Genomic DNA, 18,108 nt, shown 5'->3' on the forward strand with positions numbered 1-18,108 from the left:
GTCAACAACCCAATTCGGTGAAAACGACCTCGGGGTCAGATTCGCCCACAAGGTCAGAGATATCAAGCGCATAGCTTGCACTTCTGATGGCCCGTGGTAGATCGGCACGCCTCAGCCGCGGGAAGTCGGCGTCAATGCGCAGGCTGCGTGCATCGGCCAGCCGAAGGCCGCGCAGGTAATGCGGCGCGTGGTCGTCAAGGTAACCGGCGCAGATCAGCAAGCCCTCGAAACTGCGGCCAACACCCGCATCGGTGAAAGCCTGACGCAATCGGGCCACGATGGCCACCAGCGTATCGGCCCCCTCTTCGGGCTCGAACCGCAGGGCGCGCAGGAACTGCGGGTCGCGCTCGCCGTCCAGTTGTTCGACGCTGTTGATGCGGGCGATGAAGGCGGCTTTGGATGCCGTGCTTTTCACCTCCATTGACCCCGAGCCAAGATGGAAATCCTGCGCACCCCGCATCGGCCCGACCCAGGCACGCAGCGCAGTTGCACGCGCAAGGCCCCTCGACAGCAGGGTCTCCAGGGTCACCAACTCGCCCATCAAGCCGATCTGAGCCTCGGGCGACAGCCTGCGACGGCGGGCAAGGAAGCTTTGCCAATCATCGATCCGCTCGATCAGGGTCTCGATGACCTCGGCAGGCCCCCCTGTCTCGACCTGCATGCAACGCAAAAGGTCCAGGCAGATGACAGCGAAGATGTCCTCTGACCCTTCGTCGCGTCTCATGAGAGCGATTGCCCGCTGGTCTTGGGCCAGAGGGTAGGGGTCAAGGAAGGCGATGTCGAAGCCGCGCCCCTCAGGCAGGCCTTGACCCGAGACGCCCGCGCTGGCCGGAAAGCTGATGATCAGCGCCTCATGACTGCCCGGAAAGCGTCGGCCGGCGTCGATGCCCACCGCCCCGATTCGCGCCAGGGGCAAGAGCCGCCAGGCGGAACCATCCGGCTTGGCCAAGGCGCGCCAAGTGGCGATCAGCCCCTCTTCAGTCCAGCCCGTCATTCACAGCCCCCCAGTCTTTCCCTTCGCTCACAGTGCTCCACAACACACTGTTCGCCATGTATTTTTCATTGCTGACCCGCGTGTCGGATTTCGAACCGGGGAAGTTGATCGCCCAGCCCAGAACCGGCACATCCGGGTCCAAGGTCTCCATCTCGGATTTGTCCTTTGCGGGGTCGAGCAGATAGAGCATCAAAAGCCCGCGCTGACACCGATGCGGAACCCCGGCTTCTGGCACCCCTTCGCCCAAAACCTTGCGGATCGCGGGCCCGCGCGGTTCTTTCGGGACCTCGTCGCCTTGATTGCGTTCCTTGTCGTTCCGCCAGGTGGCCTGGGTGATGGCAAGGGCCGCGTTCCACTCGGCCTCTGTCAGGCCGATGGTCTGATCGCGTGGCGAGGTCAGGGTCTTGATCGAATAGCGCTTGTCGTCCGCGATGTTGCGCTTCCGTTTCAGCATGACGGTGTCCTGGCCGCCAATCTTGACCAGGCGATCCTCCTCAGCCTTTTCCTTGCCGATCAGCGCAACCGTCCACTCGGTCAGCTCTTGCGTTTTGGTCATCACGTCGATGAAGTCGGCAATCAGCGGGCTCATGATACGGAAACTGGAGGGATGGGTCTTGTAGCTGCGCAGAAAGGCCGTCACCTCGGCCGCTGGAACGCCCTCCCAGAACCGGCCCGACCAGGTTTGGTTTGGCAGGAAGGTCAGTTGTTCGTTCAGCTCGCGGCCCACCCCCAAGGACGAGACAAAGCGATCACCCGCCAGGAAATTCGCCTTCACATCGGCCAGGCCAAACACGATGGTCTGCAACAGATTGCCCGCGAAGGTCAGTTCCATGGGCCTGGCGTTGCGCATCTTTGACCGCGAGGTCACCGTCAACACCGAATGCGACCGCACCCGCAGGCCGAATTCCTTGGGCGTTGCTCCTGCCGCCTCCATGTTGTCGAACTCTTCGCGCAGCTCTTCACTGGCGTCGGCGATATGGCCGAACCACTCGATCATCTCGTTGGAGGTGTAAAGCCTGCATACGTCCAGATAGCCGTCGCGATAACCGAACCAGCGGCCCATCTGCATCAACGTGTCATACATCTTGGCGCAGCGCAGGAAATAGCTGGTGCAGAGCCCCTCCAGCGTCAGACCCCGCGCCAGCTTGTCGCCGCCCACCGCGATGACCTTCAGCCCGGTGCCCTCGTGATCGACGTAATCCAACGCATCCTTGGCCGAGCCGTTGATCTCCTTGACCCTGATGTCGTCAAGGATCTCGGGAAGGACAGCACGGACCTGATCCCAGGAGAAATCCGCCAGCACCTCGTCCTTGGCCAAAGTGTCGCGGATTTTCGCCATGCCGGGGCGGAAGGTCGTCTCGTATTCTCTGGCCATCAGGGCCTCGGTCTCCGCCGGGTCGATGCCCCGAACCAAGCGGCCTTTCAGAAGGCGGACATAATCCTCGACCTGGACGGTCACGGCATTCTGGACGGCCACAAAGCGGGTCACATGGATCAGCATCGAGCAATGCTTGCCCCCCTGTCCCCGCAGATGCCGGATGGCACAGGCGTAAAGAAATGACCGGATCGCCTCTTGCGCCGTGTCGGGGAGGCGGGATTCACCCTGCCACGCAGGCCTGTGATGCGACTTGTGTTTGGGTGGCATCCATTGGGTGAAATCGTCGTCGGCCAGGGGCCGGGTCAGTGGCAGATCGCCTACTGAGGCCGAAGCCGAGCCAAAGACCCGCCCCGGCCCGATATAGTTAGAGGGCGCCGCCAGGTTGGTGATGAAGGCCGCCGGGAAAAGGTCGGGGCCGTGTTCGGCCGTGGTGCCCTTGTCATGGATGAAGATGTTGGCAAAGGGCGTGGCCGTATAGCCCACATAGGCCTTGCGGGTGAACTGGTGCAGGATCGCCCGGATCAAACGGTTGATCGTGGTGGGCTTGTGTTCCTCATCCGGCACGCCGTTTTCATCGACGACATCCTCGCCGGTATCGACCGAGCCGTGATCGGCCTCGTCGTCGATCACCAGCAGAGGCAGGTTGGTCACCAGCTTGCGGCCCGTCAGCGGATCGACCTCATTGGCCACCCGGCTGCGGATCCATAGCAGGAGACGCTCCAGAACCGTCTTGTTCTTCTTGACCACAAAGAGCCAGGGCCGCTGTTCGGGCGACACGCCCAGTGAGGCAATCTGACCCTTGGTGAAGTCGCCCCTCTCGCCCCGCGTCGTGCCGTAGTTCGGGTTGATCGAGTGATCCATGTCGATCTCGCCCACGCCCACGCGGGGCAGGGTGTCGACATTGGCGATGGTCGCAAATCCCAGGAACCCCTCGTCCAGGCGGATCTGGGTCTGTGAACGCAGGTTGTTGTGAAGCCCTGCAAGGACGATGATGATCTTGTAACCCGCGTCGGCTGCCTTGCAGATCAGCCCGGTGTAATTGCCGGTCTTGCCCGATTGCACATGGCCCACGACCAGCCCACGTCGGTCCCAGACACCCGTCCGCAGCGGGTCTTCCAACTGCTGCAAGACATCATCGGTCGCTTGGTCCAGAGCATCCAGCGCCTTCCAGGGCAGCTTGGCATCCATGTATTCGCTGTAGCGCCGCCAATAGCGCCAGTCCTGCTTGCGCGCCGCATTCAGCCAGGCGATGTGGTCCTCGCTGCTGGACAGGGTCGCATTGCGCCCCACGCTCTGGCTTGACCGCCGGATCAGCTCGTCGATCAGCGCGTCGCGATCGACCAGGGCGAATTCGTCCGGCAACATCAGCTCGGCCTTGTTCAGTTCGGCCGAGATCAGATCGGCCGTCACCAGCCCCCCGGATTTGGCCGAGGCGCGGGTCACCAGCATCTGGGTCATCTTCAGGATGTCGTCGAAGGCCTTTTGGGCGGCAATGCTCATGGGTCAGTCTTTCAAAGCGAGTTGGCCAACAAGGGCGGGGAAAGCGTCAAAGGGTTTGGTTTTGGCCAAGCGGGATCGCGCCTCGTCCTCGGACAGGCCACGGTGTCGGACAAGGACGTCGAACATGGTCTCCAGCGTCTCAAGCACTTCCTTGTCTGGCGCTGCCGAGAAGCCGTTGCGGGGGATTTCCTTGTCTTCGGCGGTGTCCAGCCAGATACGCTGGACGGGAACGGTCTCTTCGATCAGTCGCAACAGCGACAGGATCTCGTCGCGCATGGGCCCGGCGCGGTCCAGGATAGAGGCCACGAGGTCGTGGTCGCGGGCAATCCGATAGGTCGTCCCTTGCGCCAAGGCGCGGGCGTTCCAGACATCGGGCAGGGCGCCCGACGTCGATGGCGCCGAGGCCGCCCGCCCGCCGCGAAAGGCAAAGACATCGCGTGCCTTCTCGCGAGTCTCGCGGGCCAGCCGCGCCAGTTGTTCGCGCAGACGGACCGGAGGCGCGGCAGTTGATTTCAGGATGTCGATCTTCCATTCGGCATCGGCCGTGTTGGGGATATCCAGCCTTATACGGGCCAGCCGATGCGGCTCGTCCTTGGTCCAGGCCTTGCCGCGTTCTCCCAACCGCAGCCAGGTGCCGGGCAGCAAGAGCCTTTCGTTGCGGTAGACGTAGAAACCCTGCTGCGAGGTCCAACCCGCTGGTCCGCCCGCTTTGTCATAGACTTCGGGCTTGGGGAAGAAATCGCGGTGGGGCAGAACATGGCACTGCACCAGGACGTCAGGCGCTCCGGCCAGACGGTATTCGTCGCTTTCCCAGCGTTTGGAAGCATGGCCCAAGAGGAAAGGGTCCCAGGGCTGCACCTTGCGGCCGTTCAACAGGATCGTCAGGCGCGGCCCGATCAGCCGGTGGAAAGTCATGGCCAGGTGGCTGTCGACCTGCTCGACCAGATCGGCAAGGTCGGTCGGCTTGAAGCCTTGGGTCACGATGCGGTCCAGGGTCTCCCAGAGGACAATGGTTCCCTGCTCCATGGTGTCCAGCGCGGCGATGCGCGGCTCCGAGCCAGCCTCGGGGCCTTCGAACAGCGGCCATTGTCCGGCCTCGCCCTCATGGATGCGGTCAAGGTCCCAGCGCAGGCAGGCAATTGCCCCGCCCGCCTTGCGCGTGGCCACCGTCAGTCGCCGCGCCTGCGAGAAGGTCGCGGTCTTCAGCCCCATGCCAAAGCGGCCAAGGTCATCTTTCGACCGACTGTCGCGCGGGTCCTTTGCCCCAAGGCGCAGAGCAGATTCAAGTTCCGGGTCATCCATGCCCAGCCCGTCATCGGTGATGCGCACGAAGGATTGCGCGTCAGCCCATTCAAAGCGGATATCGACCAGGCTGGCCCCTGCGGAGATCGAATTGTCGACGATATCGGCGATGGCGGTGGAGGTCGTGTAGCCAAGCCCCCGCAGGGATTCGAGCATGGCAGAGGCATTCGGAGGCGTATTTCTGACGGCCATTTTTACAGGTATTTCCGAATTTTCCCAAGGCGGGAGGGTTGGGCCAGACAATCCATGGCCTTGGCTTCGATCTGGCGGATGCGTTCGCGCGTGACTCCCATGGACTGACCCAGCTCCTCGAGCGTCATTTCGTCCTGATCGTCAAAACCGCAGCGACCTTTCAGGATCGCAAGCCAGCGCGGGTCCAATTGGTCCATGGCCCGTGAGACGATCAGGTTACGTTCCTGCGCAAGGACTGTCTCGTAGCCAAGTTCATCGCATGCGAAATCCTGTGCATCTTGGCCTGGTTCCTCTGGTTTCCGCAGCGATCTGTTCAAAATGTGCAGCAGGTCGCCGTTGAAGCCGGTTCTTGAGGACAAGGCTTGCAGCGTCACCGGATAGCCCTTCAGCTCCAGTTCTTCGCGGACTGCATCCAAGAGGGCCAACTGCTCTTGCCTGTGAACCGGAATGCGCACCAGCGCGGACTCGTCGCGCCGGGCACGCGTGATGTGTTGCCTCATCCAGAAAGCGGAATAGACCATGAATCGGATGCCACGCGCTGCATCGAACCGCACCAAGGCGCGGCGAAGGCCCATCCAGGCATTCTGGAATACGTCCTCGACCTCTTCGCCTTCCTGTGCCTCACGAGAGGCTTGGAGCCTTACCCAAGGCAGATGCAGCCCAAGGAAAGCATGGATCGCATCGCGCTGCGCCCGCACGGCTTGCACCACAGGCAAAGCCTTGGCGCGATCGACGGACGAGATGGCTTCGGCCAGGCCCTCGACGATTTCGGGCAGAAGCTCCAGGCTTCCTATGGCCTTGGCCATGCGGTCTTGCGTCCAGGTGTCGGGCACAACTCCGGCCGCGATATCGTCATGCAGGATTTCAAGGTCGTCGAGGTGGTTGCGGAAGGTCTCCACCGCGCCGGGGTCCGCCTCGCGGAACTCGATGCGGGTGACTTCAAAGGCTTCGATTGCCCCGGCCAGGAGACCGCGCCCCAGGGAGATGATGGCGCTGCGCGACACATCGTCGGCGGCGATGGCGGCTTCGGCCGCGGCGGTGCAGCGCCGGATTTCGGCGAGCAGCCGGCGTTCTTCATGGGCCGACAGCGCAAAGGCCTGACGCCCCACAAGAACCGGCGTCCGGTTGCACAGGGCCATCAGCCCGTCGGTCATCTCGTCGATATCCAGATCGGCCAAGGGGTCGAAAGAACCGTTCTCGGCCTCAAAGCCGCAATCCTCGAGGAAGCGGGAAACATTGGCGGCAAGGTCATCGTCCCAGCCGCCCTGGCAGAGGTCGATCAGGTCAAGGATCAGTTCGGGGCTGGCCTGGCCCCGGGCAATGACTTCGCCAAGCCATGCGCGGCAATCGGCCTCCTCCAGCGAGACCGGGACCAGTTCCGAGGGACGGGAGGTCTTCCGGCTGCGGCGCCCGCTGGTTCTGACCTCAAGATAGGCGGCAGGCTGGGCCACATGATGTGAGGGGGCGGGGGCCGTCCGGTGTTCGGGCTGGCTCGGGTCGTCAAGCAGGCGCAGGGCCTGAACCCGTGGCTGGGGGACGATCCCCTCGCCCGATATCTCGAACGTGCCCAAATCGCCCAAGTCCAGGTCGGGCACGGGCGCCGCGTCCTCACCCTGGATGACGACGCGCCCGATTTGCCAGTCGAAAACGGGCCGCGCCTCGCCGAAGCCGCCTTGAGTGTGAAAGGTTTCAGCGTCGTCACTGTCGACCACGCCAAAACTGAAGTCGAAATCCTCCAGCGGGGGCAGGTCGATCACCTGCGGCTTTGGCGGCTCTGGCCGGTCAAAGCGCAAGGCCTTGCCGCGCAGCATTTCCGCAATGGCCACCTGGCCCGCAGCCTCGGCCACGTCGGCAGCAGTCTTGCCATCCTTGTTGGCGGTGTCGGTCGCAATCCCGGCGGCAAAGAGCTTTTCGCAGGCCAGAAGCGCCCCGCGCTTGGCCACGATGTGCAAAAGTGTGTTGCCGCGCGCATCAAGCGCATCCCGGCGACCCGTTGCAATGAGCGTCTCTACCGTCTTGGTGGGGACCGTCAGGACCCGGGCGATCTCGGCGCTGGTCAGGGGCGGAACCATCTCCGACCGAGGCTTCTGCGCTTCGACCTGCGCCAGATGCTCGGCAATGACCTTGGCCAACTGCGGATGGCCCGACAACCGGGCGAGGGCCGCAGCATCAAGCCCACCTGCATCGCGGATGCCCGCATTGGCACCCCCTTCCAGCAAGATCCGGCAGACCTGTGATTTCCCCTTCTGGGCCGCGCGGTGCAGGGCCGTCCGTCCCGACACATCGCGCAGGTCGATCATGGCCGGCGTCGCAACCAGTCGCCTGGCGCGCTCTTCGTCGTCAAGGAGCGGAGCGATATGGATTGTAGCTCCCGCGCCGCGTCTTATGGTCTCGCTGGTTTTCAAAAGGGACATCACTGAAACAATTCCACCCACCGCAACTCAACCAGCGATAGTGCGCTATTTCAACCCTCTACCGGCGAAATCGTGGCGAAATCCTGGTGATTCCCTATATGGCAGGTGAGGGCGTCAGATCTTGTCATAGAGCGGAAGCAGCGCTTCGGCGATTTGGCGGGCCAGCCAAGGGGGGACGGCATTGCCGACCTGGACATATTGCTGGGTCCGGTTGCCCAGAAACATGTAATCATCGGGGAAAGTTTGCAGTCGGGCAGCCTCACGCACGGTCAGGCTGCGACATTGCGCGGGATCGGGATGGATGAAGTAGTGGCCGTCCTTCGCGATATGGCTGGTGACTGTGGTCGAGGGCTGGTCGGCCAATTGCACACGAAAGCGGTCCGCGAACTTGCCCGTGGTCCAGCTCTTGTGATTGGGGGCCAAGGCTTGCGGGAAATCCGCGGCCTTGGGGCTATAGCCTTCGGCCTTGGCGAAGGCAGCCGCAAAAAGATACCGGGCAAGGTCCTCCACCATGTGGCCGCGGGTGTCGTGACCGGGCAGGGCGCCTTTGGCCATGCCTCCCAGCCATTCGGCCAATTTCGTGGGCAGGTTACTGGTCGTATCCTTGGAGGCGTGCTTTGAGCGTCCCTTGGCCGCGATTTCATAAAGACGCGCCGAGGTTCGGTTCAGGGCGCTGCGAAAGGCTGAGGGGTTCGACAGACATTCGGCCCGAGCCGCGCTGCTCACGGTTTCAACGGCCAGAGCAACGGCGTCGATCCAGGCCTCGGCCTTGTCAGCCTTGCTGAGCCCGCTGCGCAGTTCCGGCATGGCACCGATCGTGTCCTCGACGGTGACCCTTGCATTCACCTTCGGCAAGAAGGGTCCGGCTGACAGGCCAAGATCGTCACGCAGACCGACCACGATCACTCGATGCCGCGCCTGAGGGACGCCATGTTCCTCGGCCCGCAGGATGAAATCCTTGGCCGCCGGACGCCCCAGCAGATCACCCCCCGAGGTCAGGGCACAGAGTCGGTAACCCGCTTGTTCAAGGTCCTCCATCACCGCGCCAAAGACCGGACCGCCGCCAACTGCCGAAGACAGGATGCCCTTCACGTTCTCCATCACGAACATCGTGGGCTTCAACCGGTTGAGGACCTTGCAGTATTCCTTGTAAAGGAAGTGCCGGTGATCCTCTTCAGCCACATAGCCCTTTGTCCCTGCATTGCGCGCACGACCCACCAGGGAATAGGCCTGACACGGAGGCCCACCGATCAGAAGCGTCTTTGTCACCCCCGAAGCCTCCAGCGCGGCAATCCGCGCCTCGATAAGGTCCCAGGTCTCGGGCTTTCCCAGTTCCAGACATTGCGCTTCGTGCTCGGCCGCCTGCCATTCGGCCGGATAGAGCCTGGCCCAGTCGGGCTGATCGGCCCCATGCAGGAAGTTCAGGTATTCCTGTGGGTATCGGTCGAATTGCCGCAGGAAGGCGCGCAGGCGAAGGGTCCGATGGGCCGAGGCCTCTTTCTCGATTGAGACCGCAATGCGAAAGGCCCGGGACCCGTCCTTGCGTTTGACCGAAGCAAAGCCTTCGCCAAGACCGCCGGGGCCGGAAAACAAATCGACGATGGCAATGTGCTCTGGCATGGTTCTTCCGTTCTCTGCCGCCCCTTCTTCCAGGTTCTGGCCCAAAGCGCAAGGCTTGCCATGGATGTCGTCGATAAAGCCACCCGCTCTCGCATGATGGCCGGGATCAGGGCGAAGGATACCAAGCCCGAAGTCATGGTCCGCCGCGCCCTACATGCCCAAGGTCTCCGCTTTCGCCTGCACCGCCGAGACCTGCCCGGAACACCAGACATCGTCTTGCCGCGGCACAAGGTCGCCATTTTCGTCCACGGCTGTTTCTGGCACCATCATCAAGGATGCCAGAATGCGAAACTCCCGACGACCCGGCCGGAATTCTGGGCGACGAAATTGCAGGGCAATCGGGACAGGGATGCCGCGCGGATAGGCGAATTGGTGGCGCTTGGCTGGAGGGTGGCGATCATATGGGAATGTGCCACGCGAAGAGACATGTCAGCGACGGCAGGCTCGGCCATGGATTGGATCAGAAACGGAACGGGGTTGACATTGAAGATCGAATAGATGCGGTCGCACCGGTCTCAAAAGGAAACATTGCGTCCAGAATATCGGATTCACATTCTCTGACCTCCGGAAGTTTTCGGGCTTCCCCGATCTGTGGCGCCGAGATTGATCCCCCTCGTCCAACTGACCCACTTCTAGGACTTCGTCTGGCCATTCCTGGTGCTGCACGACGGGGTGACATGGGTGAACACATTCGCGACCGATCCCCAGATCATGAGAACATAGGGGTCGGATGCGCAGGTGCTCCGATCTTCCAACGAAGGAGTGGCGGGATTGGGGCATCCCCTCACATGTCTCGGATCGGTCGGAGCATCGGCACCTCGATTGCTTTCGGCGTTCAACGCAATGCTGCCCATTGACGCCTTTCACCAAGTTGCAAAGGCGCTTTCATTCCCGTCAAGCGATGCCCGAACCGCGATCCCGTCGGTGATCAGACGGCTATCGCGCAGATGCCGTCGCTACACAGGAACACTAGGTTCTTTGTGCGCTGCGCTCAGGGGAAGACGCTTATCTGCGGATGCCGCGTGCTGCGAACCGATCGGAAGTCGACCCTGATCACGTTCTCGGGCTGCCCGTGCAGGGCAGCTTCAGCGGTGAGCACCCGTCGCGTGGCGTTGATCTGCTCGATCATCTCGATCCACCCGCGTTTGGTCGCGTCGATCTCCATCCGGGTCAACACGTCCCGCATCCATTCCAGCTTTTCCATCGTGTCCCTCGACGGTTTCGTCCCGGGAACAGCTTCGCCGCCTTTGCTTAACGAAGTCTTACCGAGCGAAAGATGGGCTCCGGGCCCGGCGCGACGGTCTCGAGGGCGCTGATGTCGTCGAGGTTGCACGGCGCATCGAAGAGCGCGGTGACGTCCATCTCCATGGCGGCGATTTCGGCGAAGGCCTTCGCGGTTTCGGTGAAACCTTCCGCCTCTGCGACAGAGGCGGCAGTCAGAGCAAGTGTCCAGTTTTCCTGGTTATCCATCTCGGTTCTCCGTTCTGAAGCCTGTGGTTAGATTTCAGTCACAGTTCTTAACATCGGATTAATGCGCTGCTGAAACGGACCTGTGCGCCGGTCACATCGGCGCGATCTTGCCTGCCTATGGTGATCTTCGGCGGAAAGGTGACTACCGAGTGTAGGATCTTGGGTCCTCGGGTGTCAGAGATGAGTGGAACAAGAGCTTGTGGCCTTGCCCGTAGAGGTTAGCGCCCCCCGCGCAGCGCACGCGAGCTCACCATATGCTTGAATGGTCGCGCTCTGCTTGGCCCTGGCAGGCGGTCCTCATTCGAGAGCCGGCGCAGAGGAAGGACACGGGCGGGGGCGCTTCCCCAGATATGTGCGGGCGCGCGGGGAATTCTTCCACCCGGCCTTGTAGCACCGTGACGGTCCTTTCCCCTCTGGGCGCTTGCATTTTGCCGGAACGGCGCAAAGGGCTTTAAGTGGCAATGTGCGTGGTAATGAAACTTGACTCCTTTGCATCGAAGGGCTTCCGGATGGTTGACATTTCACGGGGCCCTTTGATCACATCCTTCATGCGGGATCTCCACAAGTAGGTCAGTAATGTTTACATATTTTCCATTTTGGGTTGTCGGTTGATCCCTCGCGCCGTTCCTGGCCCTCTTTCTTGTGCGGAGCTCATGACTCCTGCAATGGTTATCTGGTCTTCGCGGCACCACCGTCTGAAGCAGGAGAAATGCGCGCTGCCAAGCGGCTACACGACCAGATGCAGCGTATCGACGCGAAGTCCCCGTCGTGTGGCATCAGATGGACCTTGACGAACTACTCGCTGAGCCGGCGTGTTCACCGCCTGTTAACTTTGGCGTCCCAGTCTCGGGTCATGCTCTGGAAATTCCGCATCGCCCTCGACCCTGATCTCCCCGATGACGCCACGGGCTGGGTCGTCGCAAACTCCGAGCTCGAAGCGCGTCAGAGGTTTGGCTGCTCTGTTGACCTGGTTCGCATGCCTGGCCGAGACGCCTTTGGTCTCACACCCGGCACGATCATCCAGACGGGCGGGCGGCCGCTTGCGGGAAGTCGCCCTTTCTGAGACCGCCGCTGTTCAAGGGCGGTTGATCACCAGCGCGTCGCGTTCAGGGATGTCGAAGTCCTCTGCAAGGGCCATGCGCAGGGCGCGCAGGCCCTCTGCCATCGCATCGCCGAGGGGCTTCAGCTTTGGCCCCTGAAGCTCTGCAACCAGGACCGCAGCGCGCTTGGCCATCCCGACCAGCTCTCGGTGCAGCGCGGGAGAGAGGCGCGGAAATCCAAGATCCAGCACCAAGCCTTTCAAATCATCGGGCGTCATGTCATCGGCCATTTGCGCGCCCCCATGGTCGAAGGAAAGCTGGTGCGTCACCGTCGGGTCTATCAATGTGGGGAAGATGTCATAGGCCGGGGCCAGTTCGGGTCGGGCTCCACGATAGATCAACGCATGGTTCTTGGCGTGGTTGTCGGTGTTCCCAAGTATGACGTTGGCCATGGTAAGCTGCAGGAAGGCCGCCCGCGACGGGCCTGGGCTCTGGGTCTGGGCGAGGACACCTGCGAGGGCTCGGGCCGAAAAGCAGTGATCCGCGCTGCCGTTCCTCTGATACTTCAGCGACGGAGCCAGGCCGAGGGCCTGCGCGAAATCCTCCTGGTGCAAGCGGCGCAGCAGCATCCCATCGGTCACCCGGTCGAAGCGGGTGATCAGGAGACTTTGAAGATCACCCTCGCCCAGCACCTCGGTCACTTGGACTGGATGCCGGATCAAGGAGGCCATGATTTGCGTCGCGCGGTGTTCAAGGCCGACATCCGAATGGGCCCCTCGGCGCGGGACTTTCAGGATATGGGTGGTCGGCACGTTCAGGCCCGGTTTGGGCAGGGCGAAGCGCCCATCCGGCAGTCGGGTCAGCGCGATCTTGCCCTGCACCCCCGCGACCGGCGAGGGATCGGGCGTTGCATCTGGCAATCTGCGGTGGTCGCGCAGCGAAGTGATGATCCCCGTCAGGTGCTCGACCGAAAGAGCGTCGTAATCCCGGGTCAGGTCCCCCGGGGTCTTGGCAGGCCCTTCGCCCAAGGGCACGCAAGAGATGGCCCCCGGGCAATCGCGCCCCATGTGGAACAAGAGACCCACGATGTCGTCGAGGTCGAGGCCATGACGTTCGGCCACCTGGTCGCGCAGTCGGTTCTCGAAAAGCAGATTGGCAAAGAAGCCCCGGGTTGCCGCATCCCCAAAGGGGGCTTCGCGCAGGGGAAGCGAGAGCGAGATCGGATGGGGCAGGTCGTCGCTCAGGTAGCGGAAGCTCAGCACGCCATCGTCGCGCCGGGTCAGACGTCCGATGGGCGCAAGCTTGCCCTCGAGCTGCACATCGAGTTCGAGCATGATCAGTCCTCCGCCGAGAGGCGAAGGCCAAGGTCGCGGCAGATTTGCAAGACGAGACCGACATGGGCGGTGGCCTTGCCAGCCTCGATTGCGCCCACGGTGGGCACCGAGACCCCGCTCTGCGCCGCGACATCGGCTTGGCGTAGGCCAAGCGCCTTGCGGCGCGTGCGGATCAGGGCGCCGAGGACGAGCATATCGGGGATGGGTTGCGGCATGGTTTAAACGATCGTTGTGTTTTGTGCCAGAATAGAGATCCTTGGTGAAAATAGCAACGATCATTGAAATTCAGGACTCAGCGAGGCAGTCTCGATGTTGATGGGTGCGATCGTTGATTTTCGGCTTCGATCCCGAGGTCGTTCATGACGCGCCGCATCAACTGAACGCGACGCAGATCCGGGCGCGGAACCTCACCCGGAAAGATCGCGCGGAGGATGTCGATCCAGCCGCGCTCGGCCTCGGTGAGGGGTTTGTGCGACACGAGAAGAAAGTCCTCGAAGTGCTTCATCGCGATCTCATTTCCCGAAGATCGAGCGAAGCGCAGACCGGGAGCGTTGCGTCAGTCGCGGATCGGTGTCGCCGCTCGCATCGCGGATCTCGGAGATCCAGCCGCGTTCGTTTTCGCTGACCGGCTCGCCCAGGATCTGGAAGATCGCAACCGCAGCCGTGTTGCCCTCGGCCTGCTCGAGCGCCAAGCGCAAGAGAAGCGCAGGATCGCATTCCAGCGCCTTCGCCAGGGCCGGAACGCGGTCGATGGCCAGTTTCGACACGCCGGACTTCACCATCGAGAGGAAGTTGGCGTTGGTGAAACCCGCGATCTCGGCGATCTCGGCCTGTGACCTTTTGGGTCTCAGCTCCAAGATCCGCTGATCCACAAAACGCGCGAGTTTGCTGTCCGCAAAGGGGCGCTTGGCCATGATGTTCTCCATGTTTTGCAGAAATCTCTCTGCATCATCATAGCGTTCCGGGTCATGGCGATGCTGAGGGGGCCGCGAAAGCCATGTCGATTAGGACTTCGATGGCCCGGAGGCGGCCTCTCCTTCGGTTCCGGAGGGCGGCCTGCGAGGAGATGCTCAACGCACGGAGGGCGCTCCGCAGGAGGCGCCCAAGGAAGGGCCTCACCTCGCCGCCTTACCTTTCTCTCAGTTCCTTCCGCTACATCGCTGTAGCGCGGCCTCCTGGCCTCTGCGGGGCTTGCCCCAGACGCATGGTCCCGGTGCTGGGCTTCGACAGCTGGGCGAGTCCGCAGGACGCCGCGGTGTCCATCGTCATCGAGACCTTCGTCAGCCATCGAGGAGAAATCCGGCAGAGCCGGGACCTCGATCTGGGCTCGGCGCTGGCGAAGGGATGCAAGGTAACCATCGAGGTCGTCTTCGTCGGACTTGAGCCTCCCAAGCATCTCCTCCGAGGTGTCGTTGGCATCATCGGTCCAGAGATCCGCGCCGATGTCATCTTCTTCGTCCTCGAGGGTGATCTCTTCCTGTGCCGCGCGCAGCCGCTCTCGTGCCGTCAGGATGGTGAAGCGGTCGCCGCGCGGAGGGCGACGGCCATTCTGAAGCAACGCCTCGCCGAGTTGACGCGCGGTGATTGTCGGATTTTCGCGGACGATGCGCTTGGCGACGATCACATCTTCGGTCACTCGAAGCTGTCGGTTCTGGACGTCGATAGACGCGCGCCGACGCATCTCGGCGCTGCCGCAGCTGGACTTCTTCTTCGCACCCAGCACGCGTTTCGTGCCGGAGGATGTTGATTTGGCATCTTTTTCGGCCTTTGCGATTTCCTCCTCAAGCTCCGCCACCGAAAGAACGCGGCCGTGCTTGAGCGAATGGATGGGCACGAGCGTCGGCGCGATGTGGTCGCGGAACTCTTTCAGGTTTCGCGAAAGGCGGCTGGGATCCCGCACGACCAGGCCCGAGCCCAACTCGGCCGCGCGCTTCAACGCCGCTTGCAGGCCAAGAAGGGAGGCGAAAGCGTTCCGCTTGTGGGCCGAACCGATGTCTTCATGGAGCTCAACGAAGGGCATGCCCTTTTGCTCTGCATGGACAAGCAAGTCCGCGATCTGACTTTCCAGATCCGAGCTCTGCTGTTCCGTAGAGACCCTTGCATAGGCGATCCGGAGGCGGGTGGGGTTGCAGGTGGTCAGGGACATGAAGGGCTCGAGAAGTAGGGGTGTGGTTTGGCAGACGGTGGCGGCTGATAGCTACCAGGACAGCGAAAGCTCGATGAGCCATGGTGCCAGCTGGGCAAAGGCGGCAAAGGCCATCAGCATGAGGGGGGTGTGGTTTGGCAGACGGTCCCCCGATTTCAGGGCCTGATCAACCGCAGCCAGCACATGTTGCCCCAGGGGGCTCTCTGCAGAGAGGTGAAGCGTCAAGCTCGGAGGGTCAAAGGATGCGCGCATGGCGGGCCGCGAAGATAAGTGATTGCTTATCTTTGCTCGAAAGGCTGCAAAAGTCAATCAGGTCAATGCGCTGCGCCTGCTCCGTGAAGTTCCATCTGAATTGTGTCGGACCAGTCGGACCAGTTGGTCCGCATGGTCCGACAGGAAGAAGGGGTCAGCTTGAAGGTGCTTCGTCAGCCCGACCGTCGCTATCCACGGATGCACGGCGCAGCCGGTAGACCCTCGGTCGTCCAGGGATGGAACGAGGGGCGCGTGCCGCGATGTTGCGCCCGTCGCCCGGTTCCAGTGCCCCCGCTGCGACAAGGTCGCGAGACACCGCTTGATGGTTGGGGCCGTGGATATCGACCCAGGTCTCGGGCAGGAAGTAGAGCCGCTCCCTGTCCCGCCAAGCTTTCGCAGGCTTGGCCGTGACCTGGCCCAACTCGGCCATGTCGTTTGCATGAGGCTCCACCCAAGCCCGCACTTTCTCAAGATGGGCGGTCGCCGCCAAGGTCGAACCGTCATCCCGTGCAGAGAGCCAGTCCTCGAATATCTCGACGAGGGCATCTTCTGCCTCTCCCACCTTCCAGCCCGTCAGACCGTGCCGCGTGGCAAGCTCGCCCGCCGCCGCCACATGGGCGCAGCGTTTCAGGGCGCGAAGGACCTGGCCGTCAGGTTCCACACCAAGGGTCTTGCGCATCCGGTCCGAGGCGCCCTTCGCCAGGGCAGTGATCCGGGCACGCGTGGCCTCGACATCAGCAAAGGCGGCCTCGACGAAAGCGGGGCCCGCCGTGCCGTGGAAACGCAGCCTCCGCCCCTTGATGAGGTCCGCAAAACCCGCCCCATCATCGGCCCCGTGAAGCGCATCGAAGGCCCCAAAGCGGTGCCCGTCAGCGGCGACTTCGATCAGCCGCACCGACTGTCCGGCCATGATCTCCACCCCGGCTTCGGCCAGTTTATGGGCGACGCCAAGCTCGCCGGTGGACAGGAAGGCCAGCGCCCAGGTCTCACCGGCCTTCAACCCGGCCTCAGCGGTCATGCGGCCCTTGCCCGCCCCATTCGACAGCGCATAGATCGCGCGGCCGATCACCTTGGGCGAGGCCTCGCCGATCTCGTCCAGCACGAGGAGGGTCCCGCTATGGGCCGCTGCCAGCGCCTCGAGCCCATTGGCCGTGGCATTCCAGCTGCGGCGGAGGCGCGGACCTCCCCAGACCGAAGCCGCCACCTCGGCAATCGAAGACTTGCCCCGAGAGCTTGAGCCACCGAGGTGGAAGCCCCCGGCCATGTCCGGGTCGATCAGGCCCAGGACGGGGCCGAAGAAGGCTAGCGACACGGCCATGATCATCAGCGGATTGCCGGAACACAGGGCGCCGATCTGGTCGCGCCACTCCTCCAGACTGCCGGCCGCTTCCATGTCACTGGCGGCAGAGGTCGCGGCAGCGTCGGCGATCAGACCCTGGGCCCCGATGACACGCCCGTTGGGCAGCACGAAGCAGGGCTGTGGCGTCAGATGCACGCCGATCCGGTTGACGCGGGATTTCCGCGCATGGGGTCGCCAGGCCTGCAAGAGCCGCTGAAGCCGCTTGGCCGCCTCCGGGGCGTCTCCAAGCTGGTAACCCGCGTTCAACAGCCGCGACAGGACCTTGTTCCACCCCGTCGCGATGTCGCCGTCGAGGAGCGTGAGGCTGTGGCGCGCGCCATCGGGGTCGGTGAGCGTCACGACCTTGCCCCAGCCCTGTCCGGTGGCCTCCTTGAAGAGGGCCTCGACGATGAGCCATGAGCCGATGTGGTGCATCTTCCCATCGGAGGAGGTTTGCCACAGTCCGTCGGGGAAGAGGTCATAGCCGAGGGGCAGGCCGTCGGGGCGCAAAGTCGGCGCTTCTTCCTCGACCTCATGATATGCCGCGCGGGGCAGGGTGATCATCTGTCCCATGGCGTCAGGCCCGCGCTTGATCCGAGCCGAAGTCGATGTCCATCGGCAGGGTGCAGAGGGCCCAATCGAGACTTGCTTCATAGGCCTCTATATCGGAGAGCCGCCAGCGCGTGGTTCCTTTGCCGACGCGGACCCCTCGCGGGAACTTGCCGTCGCGGATCCAGCGCCGGATGGAGTCGGGGGAGACCGCAAAGCGGTCTGCGACCTCTTGCTCGGTCAGATAGGGGCGGGGAATGGGCGTGATGGCGTTCATGAAAATCTCCTGAAACGCCGCCTTGATGGCGACCTCAAGCTTATAGCTAGTTTGAGCTCCGAATGACGAAAAAGATGCATGAGCCCACATCGCTGCCCTTGAGGCTAGCGCAGCCGCGCGGGCCAAATGCCTGCGCCATGTTGTCCAGATGTTGTCCAGACTGGACGGCGTAGAAACAGCTTCCGCACGGGCCGGATATTTTGTTCAACGATTTCAACGGGAAGTAGTGGTGCCCAGAGCCGGAATCGAACCAGCGACACGCGGATTTTCAATCCCGAAGAATTTCCTTTGATTTCCAAAG

Annotated in this window: 17 protein-coding genes; 1 reads left to right on the forward strand and 16 read right to left on the reverse strand. The window is 62.7% G+C overall.

All coding sequences use genetic code 11. The annotated features are described in order from the left end of the window. Position 1: 1 nt before the first annotated feature. From NX862_RS04630 to NX862_RS04650, 5 genes are all read right to left on the reverse strand, one after another. The gene (locus NX862_RS04630; protein WP_264492690.1) at positions 2-994 is read right to left on the reverse strand and encodes a PD-(D/E)XK motif protein; all 993 of its coding nucleotides are present in this window, start codon (positions 992-994) and stop codon (positions 2-4) included. Then, complete coding sequence (locus NX862_RS04635; RefSeq protein WP_264492691.1) at positions 978-3,872, reverse strand: Z1 domain-containing protein; 2,895 nt, start codon at positions 3,870-3,872, stop codon at positions 978-980. Before NX862_RS04635 ends, NX862_RS04630 begins: the two co-directional genes overlap by 17 nt. A gap of 3 nt (positions 3,873-3,875) precedes the next feature. Next, the gene (locus tag NX862_RS04640) at positions 3,876-5,330 is read right to left on the reverse strand and encodes an ATP-binding protein (RefSeq protein WP_264492692.1); all 1,455 of its coding nucleotides are present in this window, start codon (positions 5,328-5,330) and stop codon (positions 3,876-3,878) included. A 38-nt stretch (positions 5,331-5,368) separates the two neighbouring features. Continuing rightward, positions 5,369-7,780 carry a sigma-70 family RNA polymerase sigma factor gene (locus tag NX862_RS04645; RefSeq protein WP_264492693.1) on the reverse strand — a complete coding sequence of 804 codons (2,412 nt, stop codon included), beginning with the start codon at positions 7,778-7,780 and terminating at the stop codon, positions 5,369-5,371. Positions 7,781-7,894: 114 nt separating this feature from the next. After that, positions 7,895-9,400, reverse strand: coding sequence for a DNA cytosine methyltransferase (locus tag NX862_RS04650; RefSeq protein WP_264492694.1), 1,506 nt, complete (start codon positions 9,398-9,400; stop codon positions 7,895-7,897). 60 nt (positions 9,401-9,460) lie between these two features. On the opposite strand from NX862_RS04650, the gene NX862_RS04655 reads away from it, so the two are divergent. After that, positions 9,461-9,898, forward strand: a complete 438-nt coding sequence (locus NX862_RS04655; protein WP_264492695.1) for a very short patch repair endonuclease — start codon at positions 9,461-9,463, stop codon at positions 9,896-9,898. A 493-nt stretch (positions 9,899-10,391) separates the two neighbouring features. On the opposite strand, the gene NX862_RS04660 is transcribed toward NX862_RS04655, so the two are convergent. The 11 genes from NX862_RS04660 to NX862_RS04710 all read right to left on the reverse strand — a co-directional run. Beyond that, complete coding sequence (locus tag NX862_RS04660; RefSeq protein WP_264492696.1) at positions 10,392-10,604, reverse strand: hypothetical protein; 213 nt, start codon at positions 10,602-10,604, stop codon at positions 10,392-10,394. Between the two features lie 47 nt (positions 10,605-10,651). Next, the gene (locus NX862_RS04665) at positions 10,652-10,870 is read right to left on the reverse strand and encodes a hypothetical protein (protein ID WP_264492697.1); all 219 of its coding nucleotides are present in this window, start codon (positions 10,868-10,870) and stop codon (positions 10,652-10,654) included. A 1,075-nt stretch (positions 10,871-11,945) separates the two neighbouring features. After that, positions 11,946-13,244: a HipA domain-containing protein gene (locus tag NX862_RS04670; protein WP_264492698.1), complete on the reverse strand. Its 1,299-nt coding sequence runs from the start codon at positions 13,242-13,244 to the stop codon at positions 11,946-11,948. A 2-nt stretch (positions 13,245-13,246) separates the two neighbouring features. Beyond that, on the reverse strand, positions 13,247-13,459 hold the full coding sequence (locus tag NX862_RS04675; protein ID WP_264492699.1) for a helix-turn-helix domain-containing protein: 213 nt from the start codon (positions 13,457-13,459) through the stop codon (positions 13,247-13,249). 77 nt (positions 13,460-13,536) lie between these two features. Next, positions 13,537-13,749 (reverse strand): hypothetical protein, encoded by a 213-nt coding sequence (locus NX862_RS04680; RefSeq protein WP_264492700.1) that lies wholly within the window; start codon positions 13,747-13,749, stop codon positions 13,537-13,539. Positions 13,750-13,756: 7 nt separating this feature from the next. Further along, entirely contained in the window at positions 13,757-14,101 is a 345-nt protein-coding gene (locus tag NX862_RS04685) for an XRE family transcriptional regulator (RefSeq protein WP_319800863.1), read from the reverse strand. Beyond that, positions 14,092-15,390, reverse strand: a complete 1,299-nt coding sequence (locus NX862_RS04690; protein ID WP_264492702.1) for a recombinase family protein — start codon at positions 15,388-15,390, stop codon at positions 14,092-14,094. The genes NX862_RS04685 and NX862_RS04690 overlap by 10 nt, the downstream gene beginning before the upstream one ends. Positions 15,391-15,441: 51 nt before the next feature. Further along, a complete protein-coding gene (locus NX862_RS04695) occupies positions 15,442-15,615 on the reverse strand; it encodes a hypothetical protein (RefSeq protein ID WP_264492703.1) in 174 nt (57 codons plus the stop codon). 181 nt (positions 15,616-15,796) lie between these two features. Beyond that, on the reverse strand, positions 15,797-17,554 hold the full coding sequence (locus tag NX862_RS04700) for a DUF927 domain-containing protein (protein ID WP_264492704.1): 1,758 nt from the start codon (positions 17,552-17,554) through the stop codon (positions 15,797-15,799). Positions 17,555-17,558: 4 nt separating this feature from the next. Then, a complete protein-coding gene (locus NX862_RS04705; RefSeq protein WP_264492705.1) occupies positions 17,559-17,807 on the reverse strand; it encodes a helix-turn-helix transcriptional regulator in 249 nt (82 codons plus the stop codon). A 104-nt stretch (positions 17,808-17,911) separates the two neighbouring features. Then, a partial coding sequence (locus NX862_RS04710) for a hypothetical protein (RefSeq protein WP_264492706.1) occupies positions 17,912-18,108 on the reverse strand: 197 nt, incomplete at its 5' end.

Origin of the sequence: Stagnihabitans lacustris, from assembly GCF_025950525.1 — a bacterium.
Lineage (GTDB): Bacteria > Pseudomonadota > Alphaproteobacteria > Rhodobacterales > Rhodobacteraceae > Stagnihabitans.